Genomic DNA, 18441 nt, shown 5'->3' with positions numbered 1-18441 from the left:
ACCGAACAAAGAACACCAAGGTGAAGTGAGAGCAGGATGCAGACCCCCACATACCCGGCCACATCCCTGGCCACGGACTCAGCCACAGACCTGGCCACATCCCTGGCCGCGGAGCTGCGGCTCCCCACCAACTGGCTCGACTACACGATCCTGGCGATCTACTTCGTCGTCGTGCTCGGCATCGGCTTGGCCGCCCGCCGCTCGGTGAGGACCAGCCTCGACTTCTTCCTCTCCGGGCGTTCGCTGCCCGCCTGGGTGACCGGACTGGCCTTCGTCGCCGCCAACCTCGGCGCGACCGAGATCCTGGGCATGGCCGCCAACAGCGCCCAGTACGGCGTCTACACCGTGCACTGGTACTGGATCGGCGCCATCCCCGCGATGGTCTTCCTGGGCCTGGTGATGATGCCCTTCTACTACGGATCGAAGGTCAGGTCCGTCCCCGAGTTCCTGCTGCTGCGCTTCGACAAGGGGGCGCATCTGCTCAGTTCCGTGCTGTTCGCCTTCGCCGCCGTCCTCATCGCGGGCGTGAACCTCTACGCGCTCGCCATCGTCGTCGAGGCGCTGCTCGGCTGGCCGGAGTGGGTGTCGATCGTCGTCGCGGGCGCCTTCGTGCTCGCGTACATCACCCTCGGCGGGCTGTCGTCGGCGATCTACAACGAGGTGCTGCAGTTCTTCGTCATCCTCGCCGCGCTCATCCCGCTCACGGTGCTCGGCCTGAAGAAGGCCGGCGGCTGGGACGGTCTGAGCGACTCCCTGACGGCGAGCCACGGCAGCGACTTCACCACCGCGTGGGGCGGCACCGGCATCGGCAGCGGCAATCCGCTCGGCGCCAACTGGCTGACCATCGTGCTGGGCCTCGGCTTCGTGCTCTCCTTCGGCTACTGGACGACCAACTTCGCCGAGGTGCAGCGCGCCCTGTCCGCGAAGAACCTGTCCGCGGCCCAGCGCACCCCGCTCATCGCCGCGTTCCCCAAGATCTTCATCGTCTTCCTGGTGATGATCCCCGGCCTGGTCGCGGCCGTGCTCGTACCGAAGATCGGGACGTCCGGCTCGGACCTCCAGTACAACGACGCGATCCCGTACCTGATGGAGGACCTGCTCCCCAACGGCGTCCTCGGTATCGCGGTGACGGGTCTGCTGGCGGCGTTCATGGCGGGCATGGCGGCCAACATCTCGTCCTTCAACACCGTCTTCACCAACGACATCTGGGGCAAGTACGTGAAGCGGGACGAGGAGGACGCGTACTACGTGCGCTTCGGCCGTCTCATCACGGTGGTCGGTGTGCTGGCGTCGATCGGCACGGCCTTCCTCGCCTCGTCCTTCTCGAACATCATGAGCTACCTCCAGACGCTGTTCTCCTTCTTCAACGTGCCGATGTTCGTCGTCTTCATCGTCGGCATGTTCTGGCGGCGCGCGTCCATGAAGTCCGGGTTCTGGGGGCTGCTGGCCGGCACGACGGCCGCGATGGTCAACTACTTCGTCCTCTACAAGCAGGACATCATCGACATCCCCTCGGACCAGGGCGCCAACTTCGTCTCCGCGATCGCCGGGTTCGTCGCCGGCGCGGTCGTGATGTTCGCCGTCTCCCTCTTCACCGCGCCGAAGCCGGAGGAGGAGCTGCGGGGACTGGTGTACGGGACCCGCTCGCCCGGCATGGAGGAGCCGGCCGGCGCGGGCGACGACGCCTGGTACCGCAAGCCGGCGCTGCTCGGCTGGGGCGCCATCATCCTGGCCGCCGCCTGCTACATCCCGTTCTCGTTCTGACGACTTCCGACGACCGGAGGGCTGATCACCCCATGTCCACCACCCCCGACCACCCCGACCGCCCCGGGCGCTCCGAGCGCGACGTCCAGCGCGAGGTCACCGAACTGCAGGGCAGGTCGGCCACCGCGGCCCGGCTCTTCGACATCCGCCGCATCATCGGCGGCCTCTTCGTGGTCTACGGGATCATCGTGACGATCGCCGGGATCACCGCGTCCGACGCCGACATCGACAAGGCGGAGGGCGTCAACATCAACCTCTGGACGGGCCTGGGCATGCTGGCCCTGGGCCTGTTCTTCCTGGCCTGGCTGTGGCTGCGCCCCGTGGCACCACCGACCCCGGCCGACGACCCGACCGACGACCCGACCGACTGACGGCCGGCCCGGGGGCGGGCAGCCGCAGGACCTAGGCCCTGTCGCCCTGGGCCTCCTGCCCCGCTCCCGGTACCGAGTGCTGCGGCACCGGCCCCGCACGGTCCAGCAGGCCCGTGCGGGCCGCCAGCGCCGCCGCCTCAAGGCGGGAGCCCACGCCCAGCTTCATCAGTACCCGCTGCACGTGCGTGCGGGCGGTGCTGGGCGCTATGCCCATACCGGCCGCGATGAGCCGCGTGTCCTCGCCGTCGGCCACCCGCACCAGCACCTCCACCTCGCGGGGCGTCAGCATCTGGAGCAGCCGCTGCCCCTCGTCGTCGGGCTGCGCGGCCGGGTTGAGGAGTTCGCTGAAGGCGCCCTGGAGGAGCTGCGGCGCCACCGCGGCCTCCCCCGCCCGTGCCTTCATGATGGCGCGCTCGACACCCTCTATGCGCTCGTCGTGCCGTACGTAACCGGAGGCGCCGGCGGCGAACGCGGCGGCGATGCCGCGCGGGTTGGGCACCGGCCCGAGGACCAGCACCGCGACCTGCGGACGCTCCCGCTTGATCTTCACCACCGGGTCGAAGATGCCCGGTTCGGCAGGCGTGGCCGTGCCGATCAGGCAGACCTCCGGCGCCCTGGTGATCACCAGCTCCGCCGCTCCCGCGGCGGGCGCGGCCGCGGCCAGCACACGGTGTCCGCGCAGTTTCAAGGCCGAGGCGAGCGCCTCGGCGAGCAGTCGGTGGTCGTCGACCACCATGAGCCGCACTCCCATCGAGCCCAACCCCCCAGTCCCCCCAGGATCCCTACTGGTACCCCATGGATAGGAGCCCCCCGGCTCTCCATCCCCCGGAAGCTACACGCTTGTTCGACGTTGCGCTCCCCCCAGTGAAGAGAAGTGCCCCGTAATGTCAAGATTCATCTCATTCGCGGAACGGCGCGCGGGAGACAACCTCCCCGCACCGGCACACGGGTGTACACCCGGAAGTTTCCTTTGATCATGGGTCTCCGTCGAGTACGGAGGGGCGACTTGCCACACTCCGCAGGGAACACGTCTGACCCGGGTCACTGTTTGACCGCCCGGTATCACCCTTGGACCATTTCCTGGCCGGCACGGCGGAACGGCCGGCACAGCGGAACGCCCCTGCCGCCCGGGAAGCGGGCGACAGGGGCGTTCCGCGGACCGCGGGGGTGCCGCGAGGGGCTACCCGGCGCCGAACCCGATCGCCACGTAGTCCTTCTCGTCCTTGGAGTAGGGCGCGCTGATCAGGTCCTCGGCCATGAAGAGCCGGCCGCCCGTGTACAGCATCTCCGACGACTTGGGCACCATCCCGCTGATCGCGCTGCGGACCTGGTCGGTGGCCGGGGTCTCCAGGAGCTTGGTCTCCTTGAAGGACGTGCCGTCGATGGAGACGACCTGGGAACCCTTGTCGTACGGGCCGTTCTTGTACGCGATGATGTCGGTGCCGTCCATCCGGACCGGCCAGATCTCGTAGCCGTCACCGGCGTCGGCCCGGTCGCTCGTGGACTTGCCCGTGGCCAGCGAGAAGGACACGATCTCGTTGACCCGGCTGTACTTCTCGGCACCCTCGTGCTGCTTGGTCGGCACGTACAGCTTGTCGTTGCCGACCGCGATCGCCTTGCAGCTGTGGACCTTGTTCACACCGCAGTCGTGCTCGTACTTGCCGTCCTCCAGCGTGATCTTCGTACGCAGCTTGCCGCTGTCGTCCAGCGAGAAGACGTCCGTCGCGCCGGACGCGGTGATCTCACCGGAGTCCACGCCGAAGACGACCGGCTTGGTGGAGATGACCTTGGCGTTGTCGATGCCCGAGGCGAGCTTGTAGCTCCACTTGACGGTGCCCGTCTTCGGGTCGAGCCGCTGGACCTCGTACTTCTCGTTGCCGTAGTCGCCGCACTTGCGGACCGCGACGAGCTGCTCGCCGCCCGCGTAGCCGACGTCCTCGCACGTGCCGACCTTCGGCTGCCACAGCACCTTGCCGTCGGCGATGTCGAAGGCGGCGCCGCCGTCGAGGCCGGAGCCCACCGCGACCGTGGTGCCGCTGATGCTGGCCTCCTTGAACGCGGCCTTCTCACCGCCGCCCGGAGCCACGGACTTCGTCCAGAGGGATTTGCCGGTGTTCACGTTGAAGGCCGTGACCTCGGTGCACGAGGGGTACGGGTCGGCCTTGGTGCGCGGGGCGTCCTCCGCGACCACCACGGCGACACCGTCCTTGGTGACCTCGGGCGAGCCGGCGCAGGTCAGGCCCGTCAACGGCAGGGTCCAGGTCTCCTTGCCGGTGTCCGGGTCGTGGCCGACGACCTTGCGCACGCCCGCCTTGGCGTACACCTTGTCCGTCAGCCAGGAACCCTCCACGCTCCAGACGTCCTTCTTGGGGACCTCGGGCGCGGGCAGCTGGAAGAGGACCTTCGCGCTGGTGCTGGACGGCACCTTCTCCGAGCCGCCGCCACCGCCCGAGCCGCCGTCGCCGCTGTCGCCGTCCTTGCCGCCGTCGGTGCCGCCGGGGCCCGCGGAGGTGTCCTTGTCGTCCTTGCCGGACGAGCTCGCGTACCAGACACCGCCGCCTACGATCAGCGCGATCGCCACCACGGCCGCGACGATGATCGCCGCCTGGGCGCCGAACTTCCTGCCGCCCTGCGGCGCCTGCGGCTGCATCGGCATGGTGTGGGGCTGCGGATAGCCGTACTGGGGCTGCTGCCCCGGGTAGCCGTAGCCCTGCGGCGGCTGCTGGCCCGGGTAGCCGTAGCCGGGCACGGTCGGCGGCTGCGGGGGCCCCTGCGGGTAGCCGTACGGCTGCTGCGGCGGGCCCTGCGGCGCGGCGGGCGGGCCTGCCGGGGGCGGCGTCTGGGGCGGGGGCGCCTGCGGGTAGCCGTAGCCCGGCTGCGGCTGCTGCGGGGGCCCGGCGGGCGGTGTGGGCGGACCGAACCCGCCCGGGGGCGGGTCCTGCGGGGCGCCGAAACCGCCTCCCTGGGGCGGCTGGTTCGGCGGCGGGGGCGGCGGCTGGCTCATGGCGTGAGTACCTCGGATGCGAAGGGGACGGAAGGGGCGCGGGACGCGTGGGACGCGGGTGGGCGGAAGCGGAGACGGGCCCGGTCACTTGCCGTAGGCCAGCATCAGCTTCTCCTTCGACTCGTCGTTGCCGGTCAGCCGGGTGGTGGAGAGGTAGAAGCGCCCGTCCACGTAGTCGACGGCCTTCGAGAAGAAACCGTTCTCCACGTCCGCCGCGCCCTGCGGGTTCTGCAGCAGCGTCTTCGGGGTGTGCGTACCGCCGCCGGTCGGGATCGAGACGATCCGGCCGCCCGCGTCGTACGAGGGCTCCACGTACGCGACGAGGTTCGTGCCGTCCATCCTCAGCGGCAGCATCGAGTCGTCCGCGGGGGACTTGACGCGCCACTTCTCCTTGCCGGTCTCCAGGCTGACCGCGACGACCTCGTTGGCGCCGCTCTTCGCCTCGGTCGGCAGATAGAGGGTGTTGGCGTCGGCCGCCACCCCCTCGCAGCCCTGGAGGTCACGCGAGAGGATCGCCCAGCCGCACTGCGGCGCGAACGACTCGTCGACGTCGACCTGCGAACGGGCCGTGCCGTCGTTCTTCAGCGTGGTGACGTTCCACTGCTTCTTGTCGGCGTTGGTGAGGTAGAGGACCACGGGATCGACGGAGTACGCCCGCTCCACGCGCCAGCCCTTGGGGATCTTCTTGGTCCACTTGGCCTTGCCGGTCGCCTGGTCGAGCTCCTGCACCTCGTCGTGCTCGTTGTCGCCGCCCGCGCCGCAGGAGGAGACGGAGAGCAGCTTGGCGCCGCCCGCGAAGGCCGAAGGGAAGCAGGCGTTGTCGTACCTCTTCTTGTCGAAGAGCTTGTCGCCGCTGTCCGTGTCGTAGCCGAGGCCGGACTGGGAACGGCCGACCATCAGGGTGTCCCCGGAGATGTTCAGGCTGAGGGAGAGGGAGCTGTCGAACAGCTCACCCTTCGGGATCTCCTTCGTCCAGCCCTTCTTGCCGGTCGCGAGGTCGATCTGCACGAGTTGGTTGCACTCGGCGCCGCTCTTGGTGCCCTCCTTGTACGCCACGAAGACCTTGTCGTCGGACGTCTTCTGGGCGGAGGCGGCACAGATCGCCTGCGGGAACGTGATCGCGGGCCAGCTGACCTTGCCGTCACCGACGTCGTAGGCGAGGAGCTGCTTGTACGCGGCCTTCACGGCGACCTTGTCCGTGATCCACATACCGGGGGCGTCGGCGCCGGAACCGGGCGCGTCGGGCGCCTCCTTGTACCAGAGCACCTTCGACTCACCGGCCTGGCGGCCCTCGTTGAGGTCCTCGGAACCGGCGTCGCCGTCGCCGTCGCCGTCACCGGGGTTGACGGGCGCGTCGGACCCGGAGGGCTTGGCGTCCTGGCTCCTGTCGGCGACGGGCTTCTTCTCGCCGCCGTCGTCACCGGAGACGGCCCAGACGGTGGCACCGACGACGAGCACGGCCGCCAGCGCCACCCCGACGATCACGAGGGGCTTGCCCTTGAAGGGGCCGCGCGGGCCACCGCCGGGCGGAGTGCCGGGCCCGCCCGGGAACTGCGGCTGCGTCGGGTAGCCGTAACCGGGCTGCTGCTGGCCGTAGGGCCCCGGCTGCTGCGGCTGACCGTAGGGACCGGGCTGGGTGTACGGGCCCGGCTGCTGCGGATAGCCGTACGGGCCGGGCTGCTGGGGCTGTCCGTACGGACCGGGCTGCTGCGGGTAGCCGTAACCGGGCGCGGGCGGCGGCGGGGTGCCCGGCGCGCCCTGCGGGGGCGGCGGAGTCTGCGGGGCGCCCTGGGGTGCTCCCTGCGGGGGCGGCGGGGCCGCCGGCGGCTGGGCAGGCGGGGGCGGCGTGGCGCCCCGCGGGTCCTGCGGAGGTCCGAAGCCGCCCTGCGGCGGCTGGTCCTGCGGCGCTCCGAACCCGCCCTGCTGCGACGGCTTTTCAGGCGGCTGAGTCATCAGCGCGTTCCCCCTCTTCACTGATTTTTAGCCATGCCCTGCAGTACGCACCGCAGCAGGCGATGCACTCACAGTGGTGGTCATAGGGCCTGAGGGTGTTCTCAGACGGCTCTTTCTATCACCCTGCGGCGCTCGAACACCGGGCCGGTTCTGCCCTGTTTCCAAGGGAGAACCGGCCCGTGATGCCCTCGTTACGCTTGTTCACGCGCTCTTCACGCGTCGTCGGCGAGCTCCAGCCAGCGCATTTCCAACTCCTCGCGCTCGGTGGCCAGTTCGCGCAGCTCGCTGTCCAGTTTGGCCACCTTCCCGAAGTCCGTGGCGTTATCGGCGATTTGGGTGTGCAGCTTGCTCTCCTTCTCGGAGATCTTGTCCAGCTGCCGCTCGATCCTCTGAAGTTCCTTCTTCGCGGCGCGGTCCTCCTTGGCCGACGCGGCGGCGGGAGAGACGCCCTTCTCCGCGGCCGGAGCCGAGGCCGCGGCGGCCTCCTCCATCTTGTGGCGCCGCTCCAGGTACTCGTCGATGCCGCGGGGCAGCATCCGCAGGGTCGCGTCGCCGAGGAGCGCGAAGACCCGGTCGGTCGTGCGCTCGATGAAGAACCGGTCGTGGGAGATCACGATCAGGGAGCCCGGCCAGCCGTCGAGGAGATCCTCCAGCTGGGTGAGGGTCTCGATGTCGAGGTCGTTCGTGGGCTCGTCGAGGAAGAGGACGTTCGGCTCGTCCATCAGCAGCCGCAGGATCTGCAGCCGGCGGCGCTCACCACCACTGAGGTCGCCGACGGGCGTCCACTGCTTCTCCTTGTTGAAGCCGAAGGTCTCGCAGAGCTGGCCCGCGGTCATCTCCCGGCCCTTGCCGAGGTCGACCCGGTCGCGGACCGCCTGGACGGCCTGCAGCACCCGCAGGTCCGGGTCGAGTTCGCCGACCTCCTGGGAGAGGTAGGCGAGCTTGACGGTCCGGCCGGTGACGACCCGGCCCGCCACGGGCTGCGTCTCGCCGTCGGAACGGGCGGCATCCGCCATGGCGCGCAGGAGGGAGGTCTTGCCGGCGCCGTTCACCCCCACCAAACCGATCCGGTCACCCGGACCGAGCTGCCAGGTCAGATGCTTGAGGAGCACCTTGGGCCCGGCCTGCACGGTGACGTCCTTCAGTTCGAAGACGGTCTTGCCGAGCCGGGACGAGGCGAACTTCATCAGCTCGCTGCTGTCGCGGGGCGGCGGTACGTCCGCGATCAGCTCGTTGGCGGCCTCGACGCGGAAGCGCGGCTTGGACGTACGGGCGGGGGCCCCGCGACGCAGCCAGGCCAGCTCCTTCCTGACCAGGTTCTGCCGCTTGACCTCCTCGGTGGCGGCGATGCGCTCCCGCTCGGCGCGCGCGAAGACGTAGTCGGTGTAGCCGCCCTCGTAGTCGTAGACGTCACCCTTCTGCACGTCCCACATCCGGGTGCAGACCTGGTCCAGGAACCACCGGTCGTGGGTGACGCAGACGAGGGCGGACCGGCGCTCGCGCAGATGCTTCGCCAGCCAGGCGATGCCTTCGACGTCGAGGTGGTTGGTGGGCTCGTCGAGGATGATCAGGTCCTGCTCGTCGATGAGCAGCTTGGCCAGCGCGATGCGCCGCCGCTCACCGCCGGAGAGCGGTCCGATCACGGTGTCGAGGCCCTGCGGGAAGCCAGGCAGGTCGAGCCCGCCGAACAGGCCCGTCAGTACGTCCCTGATCTTGGCGTTGCCCGCCCACTCGTGGTCGGCCATGTCCCGGATGACCTCGTGCCGGACCGTGGCCGCGGGGTCCAGGGAGTCGTGCTGGGTGAGCACGCCGACATGCAGGCCGCCCGAGTGCGTGACGCGCCCGGAGTCGGCCTCTTCCAGCTTCGCGAGCATCCGGATCAGCGTGGTCTTGCCATCACCATTACGGCCGACCACCCCGATCCGGTCCCCTTCGGACACGCCGAGGGAGACTCCGTCGAGCAGCGCACGGGTTCCGTACACCTTGCTGACTGCCTCGACATTGACCAGATTGACGGCCATCGCACTCCTGACAAGGGGGATCGATCGACCTTCCAGAGTAGTCGCCCGCAAGGATGATCCTTCCGACCACCCCAAAAGCGCCCGGGAACGCGGGCAACGACACAGTCCTGCGCCTTCCAGGGGCGCGGGGAACGGCGCAGTCTTGCGCCTTTAGGGGGCGCGGGGAACGGCGCGACCAGCCCCCACCGGGCCCGCAGCCACAGGCACTCGGCCACCGACGGCTTCTGCCTTCAGGGGCGCGGGGAACGGCGCAATCCTTCGCCCATCAGGGGCGCGGGGAACGGCGCGACCAACCCCCACGCACCCGCACCCGCACCCGACAAACAACCGTGCAGGTCACTGCAGAACAGCCCCCCGCACAGGCCCCACAGCCACGCGCGCAGCGCGACAGCTCCCGGACGCCACCAAGGCGTCAACAACCCTCGCACCGGCATCCGCGTCAGCCACAAGAAACGCGGTGGTGGGCCCGGACCCCGACACGATCGCGGCCAACGCCCCACCGTCGACCCCGACAGCCAGTGTCGAGGCCAACGAGGGCCGCAACGACAACGCGGCCTCCTGGAGGTCGTTGGACACGGCCCCGGCCAGCGCCGAGACGTCCCCCGAGGCCAGCGCCTCAAGCAGCACCCCGGAGGCAACCGGCTCCGGCACCTCGACCCCGTCGTTGAGCCGGTCGAACTCCCCGTACACCGCCGGCGTCGACAGCCCTCCGTCGGCCACGGCGAACACCCAGTGGAAGCTCCCCCCGACCGGCAGGACCCGCAGCTTCTCCCCCCGCCCGGTCCCGAGCGCGGCCCCGCCGACCAGGCTGAACGGCACGTCACTGCCGAGCTCGGCGCAGATCTCCAGAAGCTCGTCCCGCGAGGCCCCCGTACCCCAGAGGGCGTCGCAGGCGACCAGCGCGCCCGCGCCGTCGGCGGAGCCGCCCGCCATGCCTCCGGCGACCGGAATGTCCTTGGCGATGTGGATGTGCACATCGGCCCGGCGCCCGTACCGCGCGGCCAGTCTCTCCGCCGCCCGCGCCGCCAGGTTCGTACGGTCCAGGGGCACCTGGGACGCGTCGGGCCCCTCGCAGGTGACCCGCAGGGTGTCGGCGGGGGTCACCGTCACCTCGTCGTACAGCCCGACGGCGAGGAACACGTTGGCGAGGTCGTGGAACCCGTCGGCCCGGGCCCCGCCCACGGCCAGCTGGACATTGACCTTGGCAGGAACCCGTACCGTGACGCTTCCCGGCACGCCGTGCGTCCCGCTCTCCGTCCCGCTCTCCGCCTCGCTCTTCGCCCCGCTCACTGCTTGTTCTCCGCGATCCGTGCGAACTCCTCCACCGTCAGGGACTCGCCCCGCGCCTGCGGCGAGACCCCCGCGGCGACCAGCGCGGCCTCGGCGGCGGGCGCCGAACCGGCCCAGCCGGCCAGCGCGGCCCGCAGCGTCTTGCGCCGCTGGGCGAACGCGGCGTCCACGACGGCGAAGACCTCGCGCTTGGAGGCGGTCGTCCTCACCGGCTCCGCGCGGCGGACCAGCGAGACGAGGCCGCTGTCCACGTTCGGGGCGGGCCAGAAGACGTTGCGGCCGATCGATCCGGCCCGCTTCACGTCGGCGTGCCAGTTCGCCTTCACGGAGGGCACGCCGTAGACCTTCGAGCCGGGCGGCGCGGCCAGCCGGTCGGCGACCTCCGCCTGCACCATCACGAGCGTGCGCTCGATGGTGGGGAAGGTGTCGAGCATGTGCAGCAGCACGGGCACGGCGACGTTGTACGGGAGGTTCGCGACGAGGGCCGTCGGGGCGGGGCCCGGCAACTCGGTCACCTGCATGGCGTCCTCGTGGACGAGCGAGAAACGCTCGGCGCGGTCCGGCATGCGGGCGGCGATCGTGGCGGGCAGCGCGCCCGCGAGGGCGTCGTCGATCTCGACGGCGACGACCCGGTCGGCCGCCTCCAGAAGCCCCAGGGTCAGGGACCCGAGGCCCGGTCCGACCTCGACGACCACGTCCTCGGGACGGACGTCGGCGGTCCGGACGATACGCCGCACGGTGTTGGCGTCGATGACGAAGTTCTGACCGCGCTGCTTGGTGGGCCGTACGCCGAGGGCTGCCGCGAGTTCGCGGATGTCGGCGGGGCCCAGGAGGGCGTCGGAGGCGGGGCTGGTCACGCCCCAAGGGTACGGGTGACCACTGCCGGGTCCCGTCCATGGGGGCTGCGCTCCCCCTTGAAAGGCTGGGGCGCAGCCCCGTCTTTCAGGCGCGCGGGGAACTGCGCGGCCGACCCCCACCGGGCCCGCGGACGTAATCCGCCACGGGGCCCGGGGCGAAGCCCCGGTGGGAGAAGCCCTGGCGGGAGAAGCCCCGGTGGGACGACCCCTACAACCGCCCCCCACAGTGCGGCCAGGGACTGGCCCCCCGCCGCACATACAACTTCTTCGCCCGAAACGTCTGCTCCGCCGCGGAAGCGTCCTGCGGTCGCCCCGCCCCACCCAGCGCCTGCCAGGTCCGCGTATCGAACTGGTAGAGCCCGCCGTACGTCCCGGACGGATCGACCGCCCCCGGCCGCCCCCCGGACTCGCAGTGGGCGAGCCCCTGCCAGTTCAGCCGGTCGGCTCCCCGCACGGACATGGGAAGCGGCTTCGTCCCCACCTTCACCACCTGCGCGCGCGGCTCCCGCACCACCTCGGACCCCAGCAGCCGCGGCTTCTGCTCGACGCCGTTGACGGTCCGCAGCGCGTACGTGTCGCGCCGCAGCCCGGGTTGCCCCGCCTGCTCCACGACCTCGGTGCCCCGGAACAGCCCGGCATCCCGGGTCCGCCGCACCTCGAAGGGCAGCGGCTCCTCACGGACCTCCTTCGTGCCGGTGATCCGCATGACCGTCACCGTCTGCCCGTCGCGCGGGAAGCTGTCGGCCGGCACGGAGAGGGTGTCCTCGCCGTGCAGCGTGATCCCGGCCTGGTCCACGGTCTCGCGGACCGTCGCCGCGTTCGTGCGGACCGTCCGCGCCTGTCCGTCCGCCATGACGGTCACGGTCCGCTCGGTACGGACGTCGAGCGCCAGCCCCGCCCGCCCGATCTGCCGAGCGAGCGGCACCGACACGTACGCCCCCTGCGCGCGCACCCCGAGTTCCCGCAGTGCCACGTCCACGGTGTGGGCGGTGGTCCATACGTGGCTCGACCGCCCGTCCAGCGTGAGCCGCAGAGGCCGCCCGTACTCCACGGCGATCTCCGCACCGCTGGTCAGTGCGGTTCCGGGGGCCGGGGCCACGTCGTGGGCGCCCACCCGGACTCCTTCGTCGGCGAGCAGTTCGCCCACGTCGTCCGCGAAGGTGTGCAGCATGCGGGGCCTGCCGTCGACGGTCAGTTCGATCGCCTTGTCGTCGGCGACGAAGGCGGAGGTGCCGCCCGCGAGGAAGGCGACGACCAGTGCCTGCGGGAGCAGTTTCCGTACGTCGGGCCGCTCCGCGCTCCTGCGGCGCCGGGCGGCCCGCCGGGCTTCGGCGCGTCCACCGGACCGGGCCGACCCGTCGAAGAGTTCGGAGGCCGGGTCGACGGTCAGGTCCGTGGTCAGATCCGTGGTCCAGCCCCTGGTCAGGTCCGTGGTCAGTTCGGTGGTCGGGGCGAGAGGCACCGCCTGCCGCGGAAGCGTCGGCGCGTCGGGGAACCAGCCTTCGCCGCGGTGCTGCACATGACCTCGCCCGTACTCGTGCCCGTACCCCTGTCCGTACCCCTGTCCGTACGCGGGCTCGTACGCGTACACAGGCCCGTGCCTGTTCCCGTACTCGTGGGCGGGCACGGGCTCATGCTCGTACGCGGGCCGATACGTGTCCGGATGTCCGTGACCGTAGCCATAGCCATAGCCGTGGCCGTATCCGTAGCCGTACGGCTCGGAATCGGCGAGCCCGTGTGCCGGAATCGGGCTCGAAATCGGGCTCGGGTCCGGGCTCGGGCTCGGGCCATACGCCTCGTACTGCGGACTGCTCACGACGACACGCTCCAGAAGACCGGTGGAGAGAGGTACGCCCGCGGGGCTCCTTCGGGTTGAGGGGAGGCGGGTGGGCGGACAGAACCTAGCGGAGCGTTCGTCACTCTCCAAAGCAGCGCGACCACACAGTGTGGCGAAGCGCTCCCGGCCGGACCCCGGGAGCGCGCTGCCCGTTATGGCTCAGTAATCGAACGCGCGGGCAGTGTTCGCCGAGAGCGCCGTCGCCAGCACGTCCTCGTCGAGCCCCCGCACGGCGGCCATGGCGCGGACCGTGACCGGAATGAGATAAGGGGCGTTGGGCCGTCCGCGGTACGGGACGGGGGTCAGGAAGGGCGCGTCGGTCTCGACGAGGACCAGTTCGAGCGGCGCCACGGCGAGGGCGTCGCGCAGCGGCTGCGCGTTCTTGAAGGTCATGTTCCCGGCGAACGACATGTAGTAGCCGGCGCGGGCGCAGACCGCCGCCATCTCCGCGTCCCCGGAGTAGCAGTGGAAGACGGTCCGCTCGGGCGCGCCCTCCTCCTTCAGGATCCGCAGCACGTCGGCGTGGGCGTCCCGGTCGTGGATGACGAGGGTCTTGCCGCGCCGCTTGGCGATCTCGATGTGGGCGCGGAAGGACCGCTCCTGGGCGGCGATGCCCTCGGGTCCGGTGCGGAAGTGGTCGAGGCCGGTCTCGCCGACGCCCTTGACCTGGGGAAGGCCGGCGAGCCGGTCGATCTCGGCGAGCGCCTCGTCCAGCGCGACCGCGCCACCGGCCGCCCGGGCCCCCTGCCGGGACCCTTCTCTCCCGGGGTCGCCGTGCACGATCCGGGGCGCCTCGTTCGGGTGGAGGGCGACGGTCGCGTGGACGGCGTCGTACGCGGCGGCCGTCTCGGCCGCCCAGCGCGAGCCCGGCAGGTCGCAGCCCACCTGCACGACCGTCGTCACGCCGACCGACGCGGCCTTGGCGAGGCCCTCCTCGACCGTGCCGGACTGCATGTCGAGGTGGGTGTGCGAGTCGGCCACCGGCACCCGCAGGGGGTCCGGCAGGGGCGGGGCATCGGCGTGGGAAGGCATACCCCTGATCCTACGAAGGGGGCCCCGCGGCAGAAGAACGCCGGGTCCCGCCTCGCGGGGAAGCGGTCCGCGAGGCGGGACCCGGCGCCCGTGCCTGCGGGTTCCGGAGGCCAGGGTGCCGGGAGGCCGGGGTGCCGGGAAGCCGGGAGGCCCCGGAGTCACCCCGCCTTGCGGTGGTGGAACGGGTGCAGCAGATCGGAGAGGTGCCAGTGGTGCTCGGCCTTGGGCAGCGCGGCGGTCTCCGGAAGCCGGGCCGCGTCCGGCAGCTGTGCCACCTCCGGCGACTGTGCCGTGTCCGCCGCCATGGAGGGGGCCTTGGCGGGGACCGCTGCGGGGGCCGTCGCGGCGACCGGGGCACGCTTCATCGGCGGTACGGACAGCGCGCGGCGCATCGAGTTCTGCGCCGAGGACACCTGGCCGGCCCGCATGATGCGCACGATGTGCCCGTCGCAGTTCACGCAGCTCGGCCGGCTCAGCGGCGACGGCACGACCAGGCCGTCGGCCACGTACGTGACGAACTCGGCTCCCTCGGCGTCGAAGTGGTGCTCGATCTCGTACGACTGCTCCCAGCCGTGCCCGCAGCGCATGCAGGCGAAGGAATAGGACTCGTGGACGGTGTCGGTGGCCGTGATGCGGTGTGCGGGTCCGCCGGTGATCCGACCGGGCTGCCCTGCGGTCTCACTCATGCCAGCTCCTCTTGTCCGCTGGACGAGGACGGGTCTGTCCTTCCTCCAGTGGACGCCTCCGCAGACGCGAATGCACCGGACCTGTCGAGTGTTGGAGCCGTCTTGGCCGTTCCTTGTCGGACGGCCCTGGATTCGCGGTCGGAGCTTTGCCTTGGACGGCGGTCCTTTACGAGCGCTTGGGCCGGTGCGCTCCCCTGTGAAATCGTGCGCTCCCCTGAGAGCACGCGCGCTCCCCCCGGCGGGCCGACCACGCCCTCTTCCAGCAGGTCAGAGGACCTGTCAGGGGGTCGCGCGTTCGGCGTTCTTCGCCGCGACGACCGCGTCGAAGACCTCCCGTTTGGGCACACCCGCGTCCGCGGCGACGGCGGCGATCGCCTCCTTGCGCCGCTCCCCAGCCTCCTCGCGCACCCGCACCCTGCGCACCAGCTCGTCGGCGCCGAGCACCTCGGTTCTCTCCGGGGCGCCCTCGACGACGACGGTGATCTCGCCGCGTACCCCTTCGGCGGCCCAGACGGCGAGCTCCCCGAGAGGGCCCCGCTTGACCTCCTCGTACGTCTTGGTCAGCTCGCGGCAGACGGCGGCCCGCCGCTCGGCCCCGAACACCTCGGCCATCGCGGCGAGCGTGTCGTCGAGCCGGTGCGGGGCCTCGAAGAAGACGAGCGTGCGCCGTTCGCCCTCGACCTCCCGCAGCCGCGAGAGCCGTTCGCCGGCCTTGCGCGGCAGGAATCCCTCGAAGCAGAACCGGTCGACGGGCAGCCCGGACAGCGCGAGCGCGGTGAGCACGGCGGACGGGCCGGGGACGGCCGTGACCTTGATGTCCTTCTCGACGGCGGCGGCCACGAGCCGGTAGCCGGGGTCGGACACGGACGGCATCCCGGCGTCCGTCACGAGCAGCACGCGCGCGCCGCCGACCAGCGCCTCGACCAGTTCGGGCGTACGCGCGGACTCGTTGCCCTCGAAGTACGACACGACCCGCCCGGTCGGCTGTACGTCGAGGCCCTGGGTCAGCCGCCGCAGCCGCCGGGTGTCCTCGGCGGCGATGACGTCGGCCCCCGCCAGCTCCGCCGCGAGGCGGGGCGGTGCGTCCGCGATGTCCCCGATGGGCGTGCCTGCGAGTACGAGGATTCCTGCCGCGGTTCCATCGGTTCCTGTCACGGTTCCATCCTCGCAGGGGCGGCCCGCGGGACTCACACAGACCTGTTCCCTACGATGGCGCGGTGACAAGTACCGCGTCCTCCACGGACACCCGGCAGGGACAGGGCGTCGAAGAGCAGCGGCCGTCGTGGCAGCAGCGGCTGCGCAGGTTCGGCTACGCGGCCGGATCCAGAGACGACGTCCGCGACCACCTGGTGCCCGCGTACACCGAGCCCGGCCCACGTCTGTGGGCGGCGATCGGGCTCCGCCAGGAGGCCGCCGAACGCATCGTCCGCTGGTCGGCGTGGGGCGGCCCGCTGCTCATCACGCTGCTGGCGGGCCTGATGCGGTTCTGGAACCTGGGCAGCCCGAAGGCGGTGATATTCGACGAGACGTACTACGCCAAGGACGCCTGGGCGCTCATCCACCGCGGGTTCGAGGTCAACTGGGCGAAGGACGCCAACGACCTGATCCTGCAGAACGGCGGCGACGTCAGGATCCCGACGGACGCCGCCTATGTCGTGCACCCGCCGGTCGGCAAGTACGTCATCGGGCTCGGCGAGTGGATGTTCGGGTTCACGCCGTTCGGCTGGCGGTTCATGACGGCGCTGCTCGGCACGCTGTCCGTGCTGATGCTGTGCCGGATCGGCCGCCGTCTGTTCCGCTCGACGTTCCTCGGCTGCCTGGCCGGCGCGCTCATGGCGGTGGACGGCCTGCACTTCGTGATGAGCCGCACCGCGCTGCTCGACCAGGTGCTGATGTTCTTTGTCCTCGCGGCCTTCGGCTGCCTGGTCGTCGACCGCGACAAGACCCGCGAACGCCTGGCAGCCGCGCTTCCGCGGGACGCCGACGGGGTCGTACGCCCGAACGCGGAGGCAGCCCAGAACACCCTTCTCGGCCGCCGCCCCTGGCGCCTTCTCGCGGGCCTGATGCTCGGCCTCGCCATCGGCACCAAGTGGAACGGCCTCTACATCCTCGTCGCGTTCGGCCTGATGACGGTCCTGTGGGACGTCGGCTCCCGACGGGTGGCGGGCGCCCGCCGCCCCTACCGGGCGGTCCTCAGGCACGACGTGGGCTGGGCGTTCCTCTCCACGGTCCCGGTGGCGATCGCCACCTACCTCGTCTCCTGGACGGGCTGGTTCCTGTCCGCCACCGACGGCAAGGGCGGCTACTACCGCAACTGGGCCACGGCCGACGGCCGCACCAGCGACTGGGGCTGGCTGTTCCCCGACTGGTGGCGCAGCCTGTGGCACTACGAGACCCAGGTGTACGAGTTCCATGTCGGCCTGCACTCCCCGCACACGTACCAGTCGAACCCGTGGAGCTGGATCGTCACGGGCCGCCCGGTCTCGTACTTCTACGAGTCGCCGCTGCCCGGCAAGGACGGCTGCCCGACGGACGCGGGCGAGAAGTGCGCGCGCGAGGTCCTGGCCCTCGGCACCCCGCTCCTGTGGTGGGCAGCCGGCTTCGCGATCCTCTACGTCCTGTGGCGCTGGCTCTTCCGCCGCGACTGGCGGGCGGGCGCGATCGCCTGCGGCATTGCGGCGGGCTACCTCCCGTGGTTCCTCTACCAGGAACGCACGATCTTCTTCTTCTACGCGGTCGTCTTCCTCCCCTTCCTGTGCCTGGCGGTGGCGATGATGATCGGCGCGATGCTGGGCCCACCGGGCACCACGGAACGCCGTCGAGTAGTCGGCGCGGCGGCCACCGGCGTCCTGGTCCTCCTGATCGCCTGGAACTTCATCTACTTCTGGCCGATCTACACGGGCCAGGCGATCCCGATCGACAACTGGCGGGCCCGAATGTGGCTGGACACCTGGGTCTAGCTGGGCAGACGCTACGACGACCCGGCTACCGGTGCCGGGCCGTCGTGGTCGTCGTTGGTCGTCACTGGTGGTCGTTGGTCCCCCTCGGACGGCCCGGAGACGGCCCGGCCTGTAGGGCATCCGCACAGATGGACGCAAGTCTGCGTCCACGGCGACGATAGAGACAGTCGACGGCGCTTAGACGGATCTCAGATGCACGAGCCGCAGGGGTGGTCTGCCAGCGACTTACCATCATCGGAACCGACAGATGCGCGTGAGTCGTAGTCTCATTACATGGACGACGATGCAACCGATACCGGGCAGCAAGATCAGGCCGAGTCCGGTGAATCAGACCGGATCCATCCGCCGCAGCTCGGTGCGTCATCGCGTATTGACTCGTCTCTCGTAGCGGCGACGCGAGCACAGCGTGAACTGGGGTTGGGATCCATCGCGGCCAGCCTCAATTCCTTCGCGGAAATGGCAGCACAGACCCGACGCGACCTCAACATCGCACCCCTCGCAGCCAGCCTCAATTCCTTCGCAGAGATGGCAGCACAGACCCGACGCGACCTCAACATCGCACCCCTCGCAGCCAGCCTCAATTCCTTCGCAGAGATGGCAGCACAGACCCGACGCGACCTCAACATCGCACCCCTCGCAGCCAGCCTCAATTCCTTCGCAGAGATG

At 70.7% G+C, this 18441-nt stretch carries 14 protein-coding genes; 4 read left to right on the top strand and 10 right to left on the bottom strand.

The annotated features are described in order from the left end of the window. The first annotated feature begins 36 nt into the window (after positions 1-36). Entirely contained in the window at positions 37-1764 is a 1728-nt protein-coding gene (locus ACH4DZ_RS09015; protein ID WP_398286324.1) for a sodium:solute symporter family protein, read from the top strand. A 32-nt stretch (positions 1765-1796) separates the two neighbouring features. Next, positions 1797-2135, top strand: a complete 339-nt coding sequence (locus ACH4DZ_RS09010; RefSeq protein WP_398286323.1) for a hypothetical protein — start codon at positions 1797-1799, stop codon at positions 2133-2135. A gap of 31 nt (positions 2136-2166) precedes the next feature. Here ACH4DZ_RS09010 and ACH4DZ_RS09005 read toward each other — a convergent pair whose 3' ends face one another. The 10 genes from ACH4DZ_RS09005 to rsmI form a co-directional block, all read right to left on the bottom strand. Then, a complete protein-coding gene (locus ACH4DZ_RS09005; protein ID WP_398286322.1) occupies positions 2167-2871 on the bottom strand; it encodes a LuxR C-terminal-related transcriptional regulator in 705 nt (234 codons plus the stop codon). A gap of 444 nt (positions 2872-3315) precedes the next feature. Beyond that, positions 3316-5139: a PQQ-binding-like beta-propeller repeat protein gene (locus tag ACH4DZ_RS09000; RefSeq protein WP_398286320.1), complete on the bottom strand. Its 1824-nt coding sequence runs from the start codon at positions 5137-5139 to the stop codon at positions 3316-3318. Positions 5140-5223: 84 nt separating this feature from the next. After that, positions 5224-7092, bottom strand: a complete 1869-nt coding sequence (locus ACH4DZ_RS08995) for a PQQ-binding-like beta-propeller repeat protein (protein ID WP_398286319.1) — start codon at positions 7090-7092, stop codon at positions 5224-5226. A gap of 212 nt (positions 7093-7304) precedes the next feature. Continuing rightward, entirely contained in the window at positions 7305-9113 is a 1809-nt protein-coding gene (locus tag ACH4DZ_RS08990; protein ID WP_398286318.1) for an ABC-F family ATP-binding cassette domain-containing protein, read from the bottom strand. Positions 9114-9449: 336 nt separating this feature from the next. Continuing rightward, positions 9450-10349 (bottom strand): 4-(cytidine 5'-diphospho)-2-C-methyl-D-erythritol kinase, encoded by a 900-nt coding sequence (locus ACH4DZ_RS08985; RefSeq protein WP_398287049.1) that lies wholly within the window; start codon positions 10347-10349, stop codon positions 9450-9452. Positions 10350-10399: 50 nt separating this feature from the next. Beyond that, a complete protein-coding gene (rsmA, locus tag ACH4DZ_RS08980; protein WP_398286317.1) occupies positions 10400-11260 on the bottom strand; it encodes a 16S rRNA (adenine(1518)-N(6)/adenine(1519)-N(6))-dimethyltransferase RsmA in 861 nt (286 codons plus the stop codon). Between the two features lie 208 nt (positions 11261-11468). Continuing rightward, positions 11469-13076 carry a ubiquitin-like domain-containing protein gene (locus ACH4DZ_RS08975; RefSeq protein WP_398286316.1) on the bottom strand — a complete coding sequence of 536 codons (1608 nt, stop codon included), beginning with the start codon at positions 13074-13076 and terminating at the stop codon, positions 11469-11471. 180 nt (positions 13077-13256) lie between these two features. Beyond that, on the bottom strand, positions 13257-14129 hold the full coding sequence (locus ACH4DZ_RS08970) for a TatD family hydrolase (protein ID WP_398286315.1): 873 nt from the start codon (positions 14127-14129) through the stop codon (positions 13257-13259). Positions 14130-14287: 158 nt separating this feature from the next. After that, positions 14288-14815 (bottom strand): hypothetical protein, encoded by a 528-nt coding sequence (locus ACH4DZ_RS08965; protein WP_398286314.1) that lies wholly within the window; start codon positions 14813-14815, stop codon positions 14288-14290. Positions 14816-15094: 279 nt separating this feature from the next. Beyond that, positions 15095-15970, bottom strand: a complete 876-nt coding sequence (gene rsmI, locus ACH4DZ_RS08960) for a 16S rRNA (cytidine(1402)-2'-O)-methyltransferase (protein WP_398286313.1) — start codon at positions 15968-15970, stop codon at positions 15095-15097. A 62-nt stretch (positions 15971-16032) separates the two neighbouring features. Between rsmI and ACH4DZ_RS08955 the strand changes: the two genes are divergently transcribed. Beyond that, the gene (locus tag ACH4DZ_RS08955) at positions 16033-17775 is read left to right on the top strand and encodes a dolichyl-phosphate-mannose--protein mannosyltransferase (protein WP_398286312.1); all 1743 of its coding nucleotides are present in this window, start codon (positions 16033-16035) and stop codon (positions 17773-17775) included. Between the two features lie 273 nt (positions 17776-18048). Then, the coding region (locus tag ACH4DZ_RS08950) for a hypothetical protein (RefSeq protein ID WP_398286311.1) at positions 18049-18441 on the top strand (393 nt) is incomplete at its 3' end.

Source organism: Streptomyces sp. NPDC017991, from assembly GCF_044328075.1.
GTDB lineage: Bacteria > Actinomycetota > Actinomycetes > Streptomycetales > Streptomycetaceae > Streptomyces.
The sequence above is the reverse complement of the archived record's forward strand: the minus strand, read 5'-3'. Positions and strand labels throughout refer to the sequence as shown.